At 41.5% G+C, this 17151-nt stretch carries 16 protein-coding genes; 7 read left to right on the top strand and 9 right to left on the bottom strand.

Annotation, left to right across the window (positions count from 1 at the left end):
• The first annotated feature begins 94 nt into the window (after positions 1–94).
• The 4 genes from nagA (at position 95) to asnB (ending at position 6002) form a co-directional block, all read left to right on the top strand.
• Positions 95–1231: an N-acetylglucosamine-6-phosphate deacetylase gene (gene nagA / locus L4C39_RS07920; protein WP_113795837.1), complete on the top strand. Its 1137-nt coding sequence runs from the start codon at positions 95–97 to the stop codon at positions 1229–1231.
• A 2-nt stretch (positions 1232–1233) separates the two neighbouring features.
• Positions 1234–2448 carry a DNA-binding transcriptional regulator NagC gene (nagC, locus tag L4C39_RS07915; RefSeq protein WP_017053263.1) on the top strand — a complete coding sequence of 405 codons (1215 nt, stop codon included), beginning with the start codon at positions 1234–1236 and terminating at the stop codon, positions 2446–2448.
• 82 nt (positions 2449–2530) lie between these two features.
• Positions 2531–4117, top strand: coding sequence for a cation:proton antiporter family protein (locus tag L4C39_RS07910; protein ID WP_113795836.1), 1587 nt, complete (start codon positions 2531–2533; stop codon positions 4115–4117).
• 214 nt (positions 4118–4331) lie between these two features.
• Positions 4332–6002, top strand: coding sequence for an asparagine synthase B (gene asnB, locus L4C39_RS07905; RefSeq protein ID WP_429745286.1), 1671 nt, complete (start codon positions 4332–4334; stop codon positions 6000–6002).
• Between the two features lie 127 nt (positions 6003–6129).
• Here asnB and rfaH read toward each other — a convergent pair whose 3' ends face one another.
• Positions 6130–6630 carry a transcription/translation regulatory transformer protein RfaH gene (gene rfaH, locus L4C39_RS07900; RefSeq protein WP_429745520.1) on the bottom strand — a complete coding sequence of 167 codons (501 nt, stop codon included), beginning with the start codon at positions 6628–6630 and terminating at the stop codon, positions 6130–6132.
• A 321-nt stretch (positions 6631–6951) separates the two neighbouring features.
• Between rfaH and L4C39_RS07895 the strand changes: the two genes are divergently transcribed.
• On the top strand, positions 6952–8340 hold the full coding sequence (locus L4C39_RS07895) for a peptide MFS transporter (RefSeq protein WP_113795834.1): 1389 nt from the start codon (positions 6952–6954) through the stop codon (positions 8338–8340).
• Positions 8341–8480: 140 nt separating this feature from the next.
• On the opposite strand, the gene hemH is transcribed toward L4C39_RS07895, so the two are convergent.
• The 3 genes from hemH to htpG all read right to left on the bottom strand — a co-directional run bounded on the left by hemH (position 8481) and on the right by htpG (position 12525).
• Positions 8481–9434, bottom strand: coding sequence for a ferrochelatase (gene hemH / locus L4C39_RS07890; RefSeq protein ID WP_017053268.1), 954 nt, complete (start codon positions 9432–9434; stop codon positions 8481–8483).
• A 167-nt stretch (positions 9435–9601) separates the two neighbouring features.
• Complete coding sequence (gene adk / locus L4C39_RS07885) at positions 9602–10246, bottom strand: adenylate kinase (RefSeq protein WP_017053269.1); 645 nt, start codon at positions 10244–10246, stop codon at positions 9602–9604.
• 374 nt (positions 10247–10620) lie between these two features.
• Complete coding sequence (htpG, locus tag L4C39_RS07880) at positions 10621–12525, bottom strand: molecular chaperone HtpG (RefSeq protein WP_429745283.1); 1905 nt, start codon at positions 12523–12525, stop codon at positions 10621–10623.
• Between the two features lie 256 nt (positions 12526–12781).
• On the opposite strand from htpG, the gene L4C39_RS07875 reads away from it, so the two are divergent.
• Together L4C39_RS07875 and L4C39_RS07870 are read left to right on the top strand one after the other, a co-directional pair.
• Positions 12782–13651, top strand: a complete 870-nt coding sequence (locus tag L4C39_RS07875) for a winged helix-turn-helix domain-containing protein (RefSeq protein ID WP_261889034.1) — start codon at positions 12782–12784, stop codon at positions 13649–13651.
• Between the two features lie 9 nt (positions 13652–13660).
• Positions 13661–14176, top strand: coding sequence for a regulatory protein ToxS (locus tag L4C39_RS07870; RefSeq protein WP_113795830.1), 516 nt, complete (start codon positions 13661–13663; stop codon positions 14174–14176).
• 35 nt (positions 14177–14211) lie between these two features.
• On the opposite strand, the gene yfcE is transcribed toward L4C39_RS07870, so the two are convergent.
• Genes yfcE through L4C39_RS07845 form a run of 5 tightly spaced genes read right to left on the bottom strand, consistent with a single transcriptional unit; the run spans position 14212 to position 17076 of the window.
• Positions 14212–14757: a phosphodiesterase gene (yfcE, locus tag L4C39_RS07865; protein ID WP_136993979.1), complete on the bottom strand. Its 546-nt coding sequence runs from the start codon at positions 14755–14757 to the stop codon at positions 14212–14214.
• Between the two features lie 49 nt (positions 14758–14806).
• Complete coding sequence (locus L4C39_RS07860) at positions 14807–15214, bottom strand: CBS domain-containing protein (protein ID WP_429745280.1); 408 nt, start codon at positions 15212–15214, stop codon at positions 14807–14809.
• On the bottom strand, positions 15211–15561 hold the full coding sequence (locus tag L4C39_RS07855; protein ID WP_017053275.1) for a P-II family nitrogen regulator: 351 nt from the start codon (positions 15559–15561) through the stop codon (positions 15211–15213). Before L4C39_RS07855 ends, L4C39_RS07860 begins: the two co-directional genes overlap by 4 nt.
• Positions 15551–16345: a DUF1538 domain-containing protein gene (locus tag L4C39_RS07850; protein WP_017053276.1), complete on the bottom strand. Its 795-nt coding sequence runs from the start codon at positions 16343–16345 to the stop codon at positions 15551–15553. The genes L4C39_RS07855 and L4C39_RS07850 overlap by 11 nt, the downstream gene beginning before the upstream one ends.
• Positions 16342–17076, bottom strand: a complete 735-nt coding sequence (locus L4C39_RS07845) for a DUF1538 domain-containing protein (protein WP_017053277.1) — start codon at positions 17074–17076, stop codon at positions 16342–16344. Before L4C39_RS07845 ends, L4C39_RS07850 begins: the two co-directional genes overlap by 4 nt.
• Positions 17077–17151: the final 75 nt, after the last annotated feature.

Here is a 17151-nt window from a genome sequence, read left to right as displayed (position 1 = left end):
GATGTTCGCAAACTAAGTATCAGATAAAGAGGTATACTTAGTTTTAGCTGCTAGATAACTCACCACACTCCCAAGAAATAAGGATTAGCTAACCATGTATGCGCTAAGTAATTGTAAAATATATACGGGTCGTGACATTTTAATCGATAAAGCTTTAATCATTGAAAACGCAATGATTAAAGCAATCTGCCCGATATCAGAGTTACCTACAACCATTAAAAATGTAGACCTCAACGGCGCAAACCTTAGCCCTGGTTTCATTGATCTTCAGCTTAATGGCTGTGGTGGTGTCATGTTGAATGACGAAATTAGTGCAGACACGATGCAGATTATGCATAAAGCAAATCTAAAATCAGGCTGTACCAGCTTTTTACCCACGCTAATTACCTCGTCAGACGAAGACATGAAAGCGGTTATTAACGCCGCTCGCGAATACCATAATACCTATCAAAATCAATCTCTTGGGTTGCACCTAGAGGGTCCTTATCTAAATGTAATGAAAAAAGGCATCCATAGTGTAGAACACATTCGTCAATCTGATAGTGAAATGATTGATCTGATCTGTGCAAACAACGATTTGATTGCCAAAGTTACGCTTGCGCCTGAGTTGAATGATCCTGAACATATTGAGCGTTTGCACAATGCAGGAATTGTCGTGTCGATCGGCCATACCAATGCAACTTATACTGAAGCAAGAAAAGGCTTTGAAGCAGGTATCACATTCGCCACTCATTTATTTAATGCCATGACTCCAATGGTTGGACGCGAACCTGGCGTTGTTGGCGCAATCTATGATACTCCGGATGTGTACGCGGGCGTTATCGCTGATGGCTTCCACGTTGACTATGCCAATATTCGTATCGCGCATAAAATTAAGGGTGAAAAGCTTGTATTAGTGACCGATGCCACAGCTCCAGCAGGCGCTAACATGGATTACTTTATTTTTGTCGGTAAGAAAGTATATTACCGTGATGGTAAGTGTGTTGATGAAAACGGCACACTAGGCGGCTCAGCATTGACTATGATCGAAGCTGTACAAAATACAGTTGAGCACGCTGGTATCGCATTGGACGAAGCTCTAAGAATGGCGACGCTTTACCCTGCCCAAGCAATTGGTGTAGATAATAAGCTAGGCCGAATCAAAAAAGGTATGGTTGCTAACCTTGCTATTTTTGATAATGACTTCAAAGTTCAAGCGACTGTAGTTAACGGACAATACGAGCAAAATTAAACATGAATGGCGGACAAATAGGTAACGTAGATTTAGTTAAACAACTAAACAGTGCAGCGGTATATCGTTTGATTGACCAACAAGGGCCAATCTCTCGAATCCAAGTCGCAGATGTAAGTCAACTTGCACCTGCTAGTGTTACAAAAATTACCCGCCAACTTCTTGAGCGTGGCTTAATTAAAGAAGTCGCGCAGCAAGCTTCTACTGGTGGCCGAAGAGCGATATCTCTGACAACAGAAGTAGAACCTTTTCATTCAATTGCTGTGCGTTTGGGTCGTGACTACATTCAATTCAGTTTGTACAACCTTGGTGGTGTCGAACTTGCTTTCGATCAACAAGAGTTAGTATATCGAGATCAGTCTGAATTAATGAAAGGTCTTTTGGTTCACCTTGATGCTTTCATCAAACAACATCAATCAAGTATTGATCAACTTATTGCAATAGGCGTAACACTTCCTGGCCTTGTAAACCCGACAACGGGCGTTGTGGAATACATGCCAAATACGGATATCGATAATTTAGCACTTGGAAAAATGCTCACCGAAGCGTTTAAAGTTGAGTGTTTTGTTGGTAATGACGTTCGTGGTATGGCATTAGCAGAACACTACTTTGGCGCAAGCCAAGATAGCCAAGACTCCATTCTTGTCAGTGTCCACCGCGGAACCGGTGCTGGTATCATCGTTAACGGCCAAGTCTTTTTAGGATTTAATCGTAACGTTGGTGAAATTGGTCATATACAGATCGATCCCCTTGGTGAGCAGTGTCAGTGCGGTAACTTTGGCTGCTTAGAGACCGTAGCGGCTAACCCTGCCATTATTGATCGAGTCAAAAAATTAATTGCTCAAGGGTATGAATCATCATTAGCTTCTCTTTCTGTTATCACTATTGATGATGTATGCAGCCATGCTATTGCGGGTGATGAACTTGCAAAACAGAGCTTGGTTCGAGTTGGAAATCAACTTGGCAAAGCAATTGCGATGACAATCAACTTGTTCAATCCACAAAAAGTGATTATTGCGGGTGATATTACTAAAGCTCAAGACATCTTATTCCCTGCGATACGACGAAATGTAGAGAACCAATCTCTAACAACATTCCACAGTGGATTACCTATCGTCGCTTCTGAAATCGATAAACAACCCACTAAAGGAGCATTTGCTATGATCAAACGAGCAATGCTAAATGGGGTTCTGTTACAAAAATTACTCGAAGATTAAGTGAATATCCTTTAGTAATGCCTCGGGCCGTGTTTGAATAAACACGGCCCGTTTTTTAGCTAGGAATAAAAATTATAAAACTATGGAACTAATTTTAATCACAACGGCATTTATCGCCGGATTTTTTGCTCTCAAATGCAACCTCCCCCCTTTAGTTGGTTTTCTGCTTGCAGGGTTTGGTCTGCATGCTTTTGGAATTCAAACCAGTGATACCATAATCACTCTTGCTGATTTAGGTGTGACATTACTGCTTTTCACCATTGGCCTTAAACTTGACGTAAAAACACTCTTATCCAAAGAAATATGGGCAGGAGCCAGTGTACATAACCTTCTCTCTACCGCCATTTTCAGTGCGTTATTATTCGGTTTCAAAATACTTGGCATTTCATCTTTAGCCGCTATGTCGCTTGAGCAAATCGTACTGCTTGGTTTCGCACTCTCTTTTTCTAGTACTGTTTTTGCAGTTAAGTCTCTGCAAGAAAAAGGGGAAATGAATGCCACCTACGGCACGATTGCCATTGGTATTTTGGTTATGCAAGATATCTTCGCTGTGGTCTTCCTAACCGCATCAACAGGAAAGCTACCTGAATGGTACGCTATCGCGCTTTTCCTCTTACCTTTTCTTCGCCCTATTTTCTTTAAAATTATTGACTGGGTCGGACACGGTGAAATGCTCGTTTTATGCGGTGTCTTTTTTGCATTAGTGGTTGGTGCGGGGTTATTTCAAGTTGTAGGTATGAAGCCCGATCTTGGTGCTCTGATTTTAGGCATGCTGTTAGCTGGGCATAAAAAAGCATCAGAGCTGTCTAAGTCACTATTTAATCTCAAAGAATTATTTCTTGTCTGCTTTTTCTTAAATATTGGCCTCTCAGTAAAACCCACCATTGAAGGTGGGATGATGGCTCTACTCTTTATACTTCTACTGCCAATTAAAGGGGTCTTATATTTTTGGGTGCTCAACCATTTTAAATTTCGAGTTCGTACGTCACTTCTCGCGTCTTTGTCTCTATTCAACTACAGTGAATTTGGCCTTATCGTCAGTGGATTAGCATTTAAAATGGGCTGGATGTCTGGAGAAATACTGGTTGCTATCGCGATTGCCGTCTCTATCTCTTTCATACTAGCAGCACCACTCAACCGTAAGGGCCATCGACTGTATCAGCGTTCAGGTAAGTGGCTAAAAGAACATGCGGCAGAGAAACTCAACAACCGAGATCAATTGATCAACCCTGGCCATGCTCAAATCTTGATTTTGGGAATGGGTCGAATTGGTACTGGTGCTTACGATGAGTTACGTACTCGATATGGAAAAATAAGTCTTGGGGTCGAAGTACGAGAAGATGCAGCACACCAACATCGAACTCAGGGACGAAATGTCATTTCAGGAGATGCAACCGATCCCGATTTTTGGGAACGCATACTCGACACCGCAAATGTCAAACTCGTACTACTTGCAATGCCTCATCACCAAGGGAACCAAATTGCCCTAGAGCAGCTACAGTTACGCAACTATCAAGGTCAAATTGCCGCCATTGCTGAATACACTGACCAACTTGACAGTTTAGTCGAGAATGGTGTTGATGCCGCATTTAACATATACAGTGAAGCTGGTTCAGGTTTTGCTCGTCATGTATGTAAGCAGTTAAAACCAAATTTTAACAAGCCTTAACCCTTACCCAATAGGCTCTAAAGTTCTACCTTTAGAGCCTTATCGCTCAAAAAATACACCACAACTAGATAAAATCAACCAAAATACGCTTTTGGTTAAATCATTTCTAATCATTGAAGCTATTTGATATTTAATTAAAGCAATACGGTTGCTTTTTTTAATCAAAATGGCAAATTAAAGTCAATCGCACCGAATTATATTAAAAGGAAGTTGTATGTGTTCAGTATTTGGCATTCTAGACATTAAAAGTGATGTTGCATCACTTCGCCCTATTGCTTTAGAGATGTCGAAAAAGCTTCGTCATCGCGGACCTGATTGGTCTGGTATCTATGCATCAGACAATGCAATTCTAGCTCACGAACGTTTGGCTATTGTTGGCTTAAACAGTGGCGCTCAACCGCTTTATAGTCAGGATAAAAAACACATCCTGGCGGTCAATGGCGAAATATACAACCATCAAGAAATTCGAGCTCGCTATGAAGGACAATATGAATTTCAGACCGACTCTGACTGTGAAGTGATCTTAGCGCTATACGAAGATATGGGTGCCGATCTTCTTGAAGAGCTAAACGGTATTTTCGCTTTTGTTTTATACGATGAAGAGAAAGATCAGTATCTTATCGGTCGTGACCATATCGGTATTATCCCGCTTTATCAGGGTTATGATGAGCACGGCAACTACTACGTTGCTTCAGAAATGAAAGCTCTCGTACCCGTATGTAAAACAGTAAGTGAATTCCCTCCGGGTTGCTTCTACGGCTCTAACGATGCTGAACCTCAACGTTACTACACTCGTGACTGGAATGAATATGCTGCGGTACAAGGCAACTCAACCAGTATGGAAGAGTTAACTCAAGCTCTTGAAGATGCCGTTAAACGCCAACTAATGACTGACGTTCCTTATGGTGTTCTTCTTTCTGGCGGATTAGACTCATCAATTACCTCTGCGGTAGCAAAACGCTATGCTGCTTTACGTATTGAAGATGACGAACAGTCAGAAGCATGGTGGCCTCAGCTACACTCTTTTGCTGTCGGCTTAGAAGGCGCTCCAGATCTTAAAGCAGCACGAGAAGTGGCAGACCAAATTGGTACTGTCCACCACGAAATGACATACACAATCCAAGAAGGGTTAGATGCCATTCGTGATGTGATCTATCACATTGAGACCTACGATGTGACAACAATTCGTGCATCAACACCTATGTACCTCCTAGCTCGTAAGATTAAAGCTATGGGTATAAAGATGGTGCTGTCTGGCGAAGGGGCCGATGAAATCTTTGGTGGTTACTTGTACTTCCATAAAGCACCGAACGCTCAAGAATTCCATGAAGAAACCGTACGTAAATTGCTTGCTCTTAATATGTTTGACTGTGCTCGTGCAAATAAATCATTAGCAGCATGGGGTGTAGAGGGACGTGTACCTTTCTTAGACAAAGAGTTTATTGATGTTGCTATGCGTTTAAACCCTGAAGATAAGATGTGCGGCAACGGAAAAATGGAAAAGCACATTTTACGTAAGTGTTTTGAAGATTACTTGCCACACAACATCGCATGGCGCCAAAAAGAGCAGTTCTCTGATGGTGTGGGCTATGAGTGGATTGATACGTTGAAAGCAACCGCCGATGCTAAAGTAACAGATAAGCAGATGGAAACGGCTGCATTCCGCTTCCCATACAACACTCCAACAACTAAAGAGGGTTATGCTTATCGTGAAATTTTTGAAGAGCTATTCCCACTAGAATCTGCAGCGGAATGTGTCCCTGGCGGCCCTTCAGTTGCTTGTTCTTCTGCAAAAGCAATTGAATGGGATGAGTCATTCAAAAACTGTGTTGACCCTTCAGGTCGAGCTGTACAAGCCGTTCACAACGATGCTTATGAAGCGTAGTACAGCTTGAGGTGAATTAATTCATCAATCACTGGATCGAAAAAAGGCACTTTTTAGTGCCTTTTTTAATGGGAGAACCCCTGTGATATTGCATAAAATTCTAACCACTAGCGGTAGCGTTCAATCATTAAAGATCAAAATCCAGATCTTTATTATCAATGCTCACAGGTATGACTTTACTGATCATTTTGACCAGCATAATAGAACGAGCTTCGCCGTCTGATTCTTGGAAAATCGCTTTAATTCCAGAGAATTGTCCGCTTTTCACTGCTATTTCTTGGCCCTTCTCTGGAAGGCTTTCATCAGAAATATCACTGGTATTTTTTTCTATTTGTTTCAATTCAAATATTAAGTCGCCTTGAATCTCTTTTGGAACGGCTCCGAACCGAATAAAATCAATCACACCGCGGGTTGACCTGACAGTGGTAAATGTTGGTCCTACTTCAAAGTCAAAACGTATAAAGACATACGATGGAAAAAGAGGTTCTTTTACAGTTTGTCGCTTACCTCTCAACATTTTTTCTACTGTGACTTCAGGGTAAAAACACTCCACCCCCTGATTCTCTAAATGTTGCTTTGCTCGGCTTTGATCACCGCGCTTACAATAGAGTAAATACCAACGTTTCATAATTTTTCTAGCCATATTTTTTTCCACATCCTAGCATAAGTTTACGTCATACCAATATGCTCGGAGTTAGGACAACCAAATTATCGTCATAAATTGCTATTTTTTCGAGCGCCTTTGCTGTTATTTTTCTCAAGACAAAAATGAGAAATAAGTTTTCACCTCATTAATCAACCACCGCTTCCTCTACTTAGTTTATTATTTTCAAACAGTTAGCACTAACTATTCATATCACCTATACATTTCAACTATTGCAGTTATTAATTCCAATATGTATACCTAACCACACATTAAATTCTTTAATAACTAAAATAAGTAAAACTTATGCCAAACCAACACAACATTTTCGGTCACCCTAGAGGTTTGTTCCTTCTTTTTGGTACAGAACTATGGGAACGATTCTCTTACTACGCAATGCGTGCCATCTTAGTTCTTTTTCTTACTGATACCACGATTAATGGTGGTATGGGATGGTCAACTAAAGACGCTTTAGATTTATATGGCATCTATACTGGTCTGGTTTACATCACACCACTCATCGGTGGCTACATTGCAGATAACTACTTAGGTCAGCGTAAATCTGTACTGCTAGGTGGTTTATTGATGGCCATTGGTCAGTTCACTCTAGCTTTACCAACTCACGCTATCGGTTTAGGTATTGAACAAGCATTCTATTTAGGTCTCGCACTTCTGATTGCTGGTAACGGTATGTTCAAACCTAACATTTCAACGATGGTGGGTGACCTATACAACGAAGGTGATCACCGCCGTGATGGTGCATTCACCATTTTCTATATGGGTATCAATATCGGTGCATTACTTGCGGGTATTGTTTCTGGTTCTGTAACGGGCTCATATGGTTGGAAAGCGGGTTTCCTTGTTGCTGGTATTGGTATGGTCATTAGTTTAATCATGCAAATGACACTGGCTAAATCATGGCTAGGCGATATTGGTACCGTTCCAGCAGCAGTACGTGACCGAGATATGAAGAACTCTCAAAACAAAGCGCCATTAACACCACAAGAGATCGACCGCTTGAAAGTTGTTTTGGTTATGGGTCTATTTGTTATTGTATTCTGGGCAGGCTTCGAACAAGCCGGTGGCCTGATGAATATCTACACTCAACAATATACTGATCGTATGATTGGTGGTTTTGAAGTCCCTACCGCTTGGTTCCAATCTCTTAACCCATTCTTCATTATCGGTCTAGCGCCTGTTCTTGCCGCTTTTTGGGTAAAACTTGGTAAGCGTGAACCAAACTCACCAGTTAAATTTGCCTTAGCTCTGTTCTTCCTTGCTTTAGGTTTCTTATGCATGGTTGGTGCGGTAATGGAACAAGGCGGTGACACAACCGTTAAGACATCAATGCTTTGGCTTGTGGGTGCGTTCTTCTTCCATACGTTAGGTGAATTATGCTTATCACCAATTGGACTGTCGCTTGTGACTAAACTTGCTCCGCTACGTCTAGCATCACTGATGATGGGTGCATGGTTTGGCTTCAACGCAATCGCAAACTATGTTGCGGGTCTAATCGGTTCACACGTAGGCGAATTTGGCCCTATGGCTATCTTTGGCGGCATTGCGGTTACTGCAACTATTTGTGGTGTCGTATTATTGATGTGTGCAAATACGTTAGTTCGTTGGATGCATGGCGCGGAAGTATCAGCGTCAAGTGCTGAAATTATTGAAGAGCAACAAGCTCAATTAGTTTAGTTCATTCAGTAACACATATACAAAGGGCTGCATTAATTGCAGCCCTTTTTCTTTAAAATCAATACGTAAATCCATCAACCAAGCAAATTCATTAAAGCGACTGCCGATAAAACGCTGTTCATTTAAGTATAATAGATATGCTAATTGGCAACCAGATCTGCCATCATTTCGATATGGTCATCTGCATCATTCAAACATTCAATGTAGTTGAACTCTGAACCACCAGCCTCAACAAATATCTCTTTGCACTGTTCTGATATCTCTTCCAATGTTTCAAGACAATCAACAGAAAACGCTGGGGCCATGATATCTAGCTTCTTAATCCCTTTAGCAGGCAACATCTCTAATGTTTTATCCGTATAGGGTGTCAACCACTCCTCTCGACCGAATCGAGATTGATAAGTCATACCAATCTTGTCTTCTGATAATTCGAGCTCTTGTGCTAGCAATCGAGTTGTCTCTTCACAATGCTGAGGATATATATCCCCCTGATCCGCTAATCGTTTTGGGATCCCGTGATATGAGCACAGAAGGTAGTCTCCTCGCCCACTTTTCTCCCACTGCTGCCTAACTTGCTGGGCCAGCGCTTTAATGTATAACGGGTGCTGATAGTAATCTCGAATCAAGCGATAACTTGGTATGACAGGCATCTGCTTAAACGCTTTCGTCAGCCCATCCGAAACCGCTGCGGTCGTTGTGCCTGAATACTGTGGGTATAAAGGAAGAACAATAATATCCTCTACACCTTGAGCCATTAATGCTTCAATGCCATTTTTCAAGCTTGGCGATCCATAAGTCATTCCAAGCTCAACCGGTAAATTCGTTTGAACTCGTAACTTTTCGACTTGCCTTTTGGAGTACACCATCAACGGCGAGCCTTCATCCATCCATACGCTTTCGTACAACTTCGCAACTTTAGGCGCTCGAATAGGTAAAATGACACCATGCAATATTGGGCACCATAACCAACGCGACAAACTGACAACACGGTGATCATGTAAGAATTCACTTAAGAAACGTTTTATTGCCGGTGCTGTTGGCTCATCAGGCGTACCTAAGTTAACCAGAAGAACACCTTGTTTTTTATTATCCATAAATATCTTAATTAACTTATACCCTTCTACAGCGTTTATGATGCAGATAAGTATGATGATTCATTCAGAGTGTTTTCGCGTAAATCGCATGAAACGGCTCAACAAAAAAAGGCGACCAATAATGGTCGCCTTTAATATAACAAAATCTAAAACTGACGTTTAGCCAATTATGCTAGTGCTTTCTCAATATCTGCACTAACTTCAGCAACTTGCTTAGTACCGTCAAATTTAAGGTACTTAGTATTGCCTGCTTCAGCTTCTTTGCTGTAGTAAGAGATTAATGGTGCTGTTTGCTCATGGTAGATACCTAGACGAGCAAGAACGGTTTCAGCTTTATCGTCATCACGAACAACAAGGTCTTCACCCGTTTCATCATCTTTACCTTCCACTTTTGGCGGGTTGTAAACAACATGGTAAGTACGACCTGAAGCTAGGTGAGCACGACGACCCGCCATGCGCTCAACAATCACGCTGTCAGCAACATCGAATTCAACAACGTAATCAACGGCGATGCCCATCTCTTTTAGACCATCAGCTTGAGGGATAGTACGAGGGAAACCATCAAGTAGGAAACCTTTCTCACAATCAGCCTGAGCAATACGCTCTTTGATAAGACCAAGAATAAGATCATCAGAAACCAATTGACCAGCATCAATCACTGATTTTGCTTTCTTACCTAGCTCTGTACCCGCTTTGATCGCAGCTCGTAGCATGTCACCAGTAGAAATTTGTGGGATACCATATTTTTCCATGATGAATTGAGCTTGTGTACCTTTACCAGCTCCTGGAGCACCTAGAAGGATGATGCGCATGTTTAATCCTCTTTAAAAATTATGATTTATACCGAAGCTCACAATAAGTCGGGTGATGAAACAATACGACTCTCCACGACACTGCATAAAGCAGCCACAATCGTTGAGCCATACATTCACCAATACTTAAATAACCAACGATAAGTTTCGGTATAACGTTTATTAAAAGTGAGCGCGCAAAATACACGCCTTGAACCAGAGATTCAAGCTCAGCATTCTAACACAAAAATTATCCATAAGTTGTGCCTAAGACTAAAGAATACGAGCTGGCGTTAATTCGCAACTGATAAAGTCACGTTAGCGTCATTTTGCCGATTTTAGTGACTTTTAATTTAAAAAAGCCCGCCGAAGCGAGCTTTTTAATTTTTTACTACTTAAACTTTAGTCAAAAGCTGGTTGATAGCACCTAAGAACTGAGAAGAGTCCTCAATAGAGCCACGTTCAGCAAGCATAGCCTGACCAAGCAGAACTTCTACCCAACGACCGAACTCTTGTTCATCCGCTTCATCAGCCATACGTTTCACAAGCTCATGCTCTGGGTTAATCTCAAAAATGTACTTAACTTCTGGAGCAGCTTGACCTGCTGCTTCCAGTAGTTTCGCCATTTGAGTCCCCATATCATAGTCATCAGTAACGACTACGGCTGGTGTTGTTGCTAGCTTAAAGGTAGTGCGAACTTCCTTAACACGAGAGCCTAGGTAGCTTTGTGTGCGCTCAACAACAGACTTAAATTCTTCCTGTGTCTCTTTTTGCTTCTCTTTTTCAGCTTCATCTTCAAACTGACCAAGATCCAGACCCGCTTTAGTGATCGATTGGAACTGTTTACCATCAAACTCGGTTAGGTAATTCATTAGCCATTCGTCGATTCGATCGAACATCAATACAACTTCGATGCCTTTCGCTTTGAACTGCTCTAAGTGTGGGCTGTTTTTAGCCGCTGCGTAGCTATCTGCTGTCAGGAAATAGATCTTATCTTGTCCCTCTTTCATACGCTCTACATACGATTGCAGGCCAACCGTCTGTTCTGAAGAATCGACATGAGTTGAAGCGAAGCGCAACAGAGCGGCAACCTTTTCTTTATTTACCATATCTTCAGCAGGGCCTTCTTTTAGCACCATGCCAAACTCTTTCCAGAAAGAAAGGTACTTTTCATCGTCTTTCTTTGCCATACGCTCAAGCAGAGTAAGCACTCGCTTAGTACATGCACTGCGTAGTGACTGAGTTACTTTATTGTCTTGTAGAATTTCACGCGAAACATTAAGCGGTAGATCGTTTGAATCAATTAAGCCACGGACGAAACGTAGGTAAGAAGGCATGAACTGCGCCGCATCATCCATAATGAATACGCGTTGAACATAAAGTTTTAGGCCACTCTTATGTTCACGGTTCATCATATCAAACGGAGCTTTTGCAGGAATATAGAGCAAGCTCGTATAATCGTTTTTACCTTCAACTCGGTTATGGCTCCAAGTTAATGGGTCAGCAAAGTCATGCGATACGTGCTTATAAAACTCTTGATACTCTTCTTCTGAAATGTCTGACTTATTACGAGTCCACAGAGCTTGTGCTTTGTTGATCTGTTCCCACTCGGTCTCATCCGTCTCTTTTCCTTCTTCATCTTTTACTTTCGTTAAGATAGAAACCGGAATACCAATATGATCCGAATATTTACCAATCACTTCACGTAAGCGCCATTCAGATAAGAACTCCTTACCTTCGTCACGCATATGTAAAATGATATCCGTACCACGAGACTCTTTTGTGGTGGTTTCAATGGTGTAATCACCTTCACCTTCTGAGTGCCACTGTACCGCTTCATCGGCTGCTAAACCGGCAGCTCGAGTACGAACCGTTACCGCATCAGCTACGATGAATGCCGAATAGAAACCAACACCAAACTGACCGATTAATTGTGAGTCTTTACTTTGATCATCCGATAATTTTGAAAAGAAGTCCGCAGTACCTGATTTAGCGATCGTGCCCAGATGCTCAATAACATCATCACGGCTCATACCGATGCCGTTATCAGAAATGGTTAAGGTATTGGTTTCACTACTAAATGACAGTTTAACACCAAGATCAGCTTCGCCTTGATACAAGCTCGAATCAGAGAGCGCTTGAAAACGTAATTTATCTGAGGCATCTGAAGCATTTGAAATCAATTCACGTAGGAATATTTCTTTATTTGAATACAGTGAATGAATCATTAGGTGAAGTAACTGCTTTACTTCTGACTGAAAACCACGGGTTTCTTTATTGTTCGTTACTGTTTCGCTCATCTTCGCTCCATAGCATCTATACTGTGAGATCGCGGCTTACTGTAAATGCGATTTCGTCTATCTTGTTATTTAACATGAGGATGACAAATGTAAATTCAAGGTCAAAAATCATAAAAACAGTGTTYTTTTATTTTATTTTAACTATGATTATTTCGAAAAAATATCAAAGAACATAAATTCAGCCTGCAAGATTGACAATTAATCGATGATTGGCCGAATAAAATCCCCTGAAAGTCATCTAATAAAGAAGAATTCAATGAGTAATATCGGTACTAAGTTCATACTTGCGAAGCGCTTTGTTTTTGATCCAAATAGTAATTCTCTTATGGATCAAGCAGAGGAATGCGAAACGGTTAGACTAGGTAGCAATGAGAGTCGTATCCTATTATTGCTATGCGAGAAACCCAATGAAGTCATCACTCGTAATCAACTCCATGAGTTTGTTTGGCGAGATCAAGGATTTGAAGTTGATGATTCAAGCCTAACTCAGGCGATATCAACACTACGCAAGATGCTTAAAGATTCTACAAAATCCCCTGCCTTCGTTAAGACTGTGCCTAAGCGAGGCTATCAACTCATTGCCAACGTAGAACGTTCCGCTCCATTAGCGTCAAGTGATACCGTTTTACCTATACCAAATGAAACGACAGTTGAAGAAAGCAGCACAAATGTAGAATCAGAACCACCAGCACCTATCGTTGAAGTGGAAGTACAACAATCAAACCTTGGCGCAGTAACACAAGAAACCGCCTCATTTGATTCAAAGTTACTCAGTTGGCTACCAAAGATTCTCGTGAGTATTGCCATTCTACTTCCTTTATTGGTTTTACTATTCACAAATCCAGCAGAGTCGCAATTCCGCCAACTTGCGGTGGTGGATAATATCCCGATTAAAACACCATTGAACCATCCTGATATTTCTAAATGGGTGCCTTCAATAAAAACATGTATTGAAAGCTACAATGAACGTCACCGTGATGAACTAATGCCTAGCGAAGTCATTGCTACGGGTGGAGAAAACAATCGGTTAGTGTTGAATTACATTCATCCTGTGGAGTTTTCTGGTGAGAATGTCACCTTACGAATTTTCACTGAACTCTCAAATCTAAATAAAGTCTGTAAGTAAGGTAAGATGATGAAATTAAAATTGGCTTATCTCGCGTTAGCCCTCTCCTCTGTATTAAGTGCATGGATGTATTGGGGAAGCGACATCAAAGTTGAACAGGTGCTTACGTCTAAAGAGTGGCAATCTAGAATGGTCTCACTGATCACCAATAATGATAAAGAGAGTGCTATTGGGCCGCTAAGTAAAGTTGAGGTGATATCAAACGTAAAGTATTTGCCAAATGGTTCATACATCCGCGTCTCTCGAATGGAGCTGTTCGGTAATGAGAAAGAGAGCCAAAACACCATCAACATTTCAGAAACTGGCGAATGGGATATTAGTGATAACTATTTATTAATCTCTCCAACTGAGTTTAAAGATGTATCTTCTGCTCAAAGTAAAGAGTTCACTCCCGAGCAATTAACACTAATTACTCAGGTATTTAAGTTAGACTCTCAGCAAAGCCGCCGGATTGATATCGTAAACCAAAAGACACTGCTCTTAACCAGCTTAAACCATGGTTCCACGGTGTTATTTACAAACTAATACAAAAAAGGGAAGCATTATCGCTTCCCTTTTTATTAGATGGTCACTTCTTTGATTACCGATTGGTCAAAGCCAATAACTTGCAATCTATTATTACGGAGTAGTCCAAAGCTTGCAGAGTAACCATTACGTGGAATAGTCACAGAGCCTGGGTTGAAGATCACTACACCATTTTGCTCTTCTGCTACCGGAATATGGGTATGACCATGAGCCAAAATATCACCGTCACGTAAAGCTGGTCGCTTATCAGAATTATAAGTGTGACCGTGTGTCAAAAATAGACGTTGACCACTTTCTAGCAATACCCACGAGTAATCCATCATCATTGGAAATGACAACAACATCTGATCCACTTCACTATCACAGTTGCCTCTAACAGCAATGATCTGATCCGCATACTGATTAAGAAGCTGTGCAACCTCAGGGGGATTATACCCTTCAGGAATCGCGTTTCTCGGGCCGTGATTTAAAATGTCACCTAACAAAATTAGATGCTTAGCTCCTGATTTCACATATTGCGAAATCATCTGTTCAGTTGCAGGCAGTGAGCCGTGTAAATCTGAAGCGAAAAAAAGATTCAAGACAAGCGTCTCCTTATTTTAAGTTGACGCTATTGTACGCATTCCTCTTTTAGTCGTCATCTTTCGCCATGCCATTTATCACGATATTGTTGTAGCTCACCATTCCAATAATCTTTCCATCTTCGATGACTGGCGCACGGCTGATACCAAAACGTTCAAATAACCGAGCGCAATATTTAACGTTCATACTAGGATCAACGGCTAACGCTGGTTTTGTCATGATTTCATAAATATTAGTACGTTTAGATGAACGATTTTGCGCGAGCACTTTCTTCGCAATATCATTCATTAAAACAATACCGTACTCATCGTCATCATGACGCTTATTCACGATAAGCGCTTTAACCTTATGCTGCTTAGCCAGTTTGATACCTTCATATACCGTCGTTAGCCCATCAACAATGACATAGGTATTGGCCATTACGTCTCTAATGCGTATTTTTTCATGGCTGATCATATTTCTTCCTCAACAACTTTTGTTAATGTCTCAACTTGATGGGCAACCCCGACCGCATCTTCGATATCAATCTGTATCGCTATTCCCTGCCCTGACTCTTGGTCGAACTCCCCGACCTCACTGATTCTTTCCAAGATATGACGCGAAAGGTGTTCCTCAACAACAAATAACAACACGTCTTTTTGCACTTCAAGAGTTAAACCAAAGAATGTGCGTTTTTTATTCACACCTTGGCCCCTAGCGTTGTTGATCACCGTCGCTCCCGTTGCACCGGCATCTCGAGCAGCATCAAGAACCACATCGGTCTTGCTATCCTCTACAAAAGCCAAAATGAGTTTAAAGCGCATTTTCTTTCTCCTCTGACGAGCCTTTTTGGTTTAACCATTGAGTAATTTGGGCATACGCCATAACTGAAATAATAGGAAATAAACTGGCAAAGGCGATCAGACCAAAGCCATCAATCATCGGGTTTCGTCCCGGAACGGTAGAAGCTAGCCCGAGCCCTAAAGCCGTAACTAAGGGTACGGTTACCGTTGACGTTGTCACTCCTCCAGAATCATATGCCAAAGGCACTATTAATTTAGGAGCATAAAAGGTTTGAATCACCACCACGATATAACCTGCGATGATGTAATAGTGAATCGGGTCTCCGACTACAATTCGATAACTGCCCAAAGATATTCCAATCGCAACCCCTAGAGCTACCGCAATTCTTAACCCATTAACGCTGATACTTCCCCCTGACACTTGATTGGCTTTTATCGCAACGGCAATAAGCGATGGTTCTGCGATTGTGGTGCTAAAACCAATAAAGAAGGCAAAAAGGTAAACCCAATAGTAATCAATCCAAGCGAGTGACTGACCTACACTCACTTTAAAATCATATAAAAACTCTGGAGCGGTTAACTGCTGAGCCATGGTTTCGCCAAGTGGAAACAGCGCAAGTTCTAGCCCCATTAAAAAAAGAGAAAGACCTAAAATGACATAGAAAAAACCCAATATTACTTTAGGTAAATTACTTATGGGTTTACGTAATACCGCGACTTGGAAACCAAATATAATGGTCACAATCGGGACAACATCTAAAACAGTCCCAGTGAAAGTGTCAATAAAATCGGAAAATGAAATCATGCCACCACCATTCCATAGACCATAACGAACATCATAGGCAACAAGGAGGCAAAGGCGATCAAACCAAAGCCGTCAATCATTGGGTTGCGTCCTTTGATCGAAGACGCTAACCCTACCCCTAAAGCCGTCACCAATGGCACAGTTATAGTAGACGTGGTCACCCCTCCTGAATCGTAAGCGATCCCGATAATATTTTCAGGCGCAAATCCAGTAAGGATCACCACACCGATATAGCCAGCAATGATCATATAATGAATTGGCCACCCTTTTAAAATTCTCAATACCCCAAGAACAATGGCTATCCCAACAGAAAATGCGACCGTCAAACGCAGTCCATCCGCATAATCACTCATGGCCGCTTCAGTATGAATGATCATACCGCCTTCAGCTGCCACCTCTGCCGCTTCATCTGCGACTGCCGTTAACGCAGGTTCTGCTATCGTGGTGCCAAACCCTAAGCAAAAGGCAAAACAAATGAGCCAGAATACGCTCCCTTTGCGGGCAAAGGCTTGCGCCATCGATTCCCCGATTGGAAATAACCCCATCTCCAATCCAAAAATAAAAAAGGTTAAACCAAGGACCACCAACAACAATCCAACAAGGATAGAAATTAAATTAGGGAGTGGCTCTTGTAAAACAACCAACTGAAAAAAAGCGATAACAAGCACGATAGGGAGTAAATCTCTAAAGCTCCCCAGCATGGCTTTAAATAGCGAAAGTATTGCTGCCATAGATCTCCTAATTCATCGTTGTGAATCGGCTATTTCAGAAAATAACCACGGTTTATCGATACGATATTGCCTCAA

This window comes from Vibrio clamense (assembly GCF_050337905.1).
Classification (GTDB): Bacteria; Pseudomonadota; Gammaproteobacteria; order Enterobacterales; family Vibrionaceae; genus Vibrio; species Vibrio cortegadensis.
The sequence above is the reverse complement of the archived record's forward strand: the minus strand, read 5'-3'. Positions and strand labels throughout refer to the sequence as shown.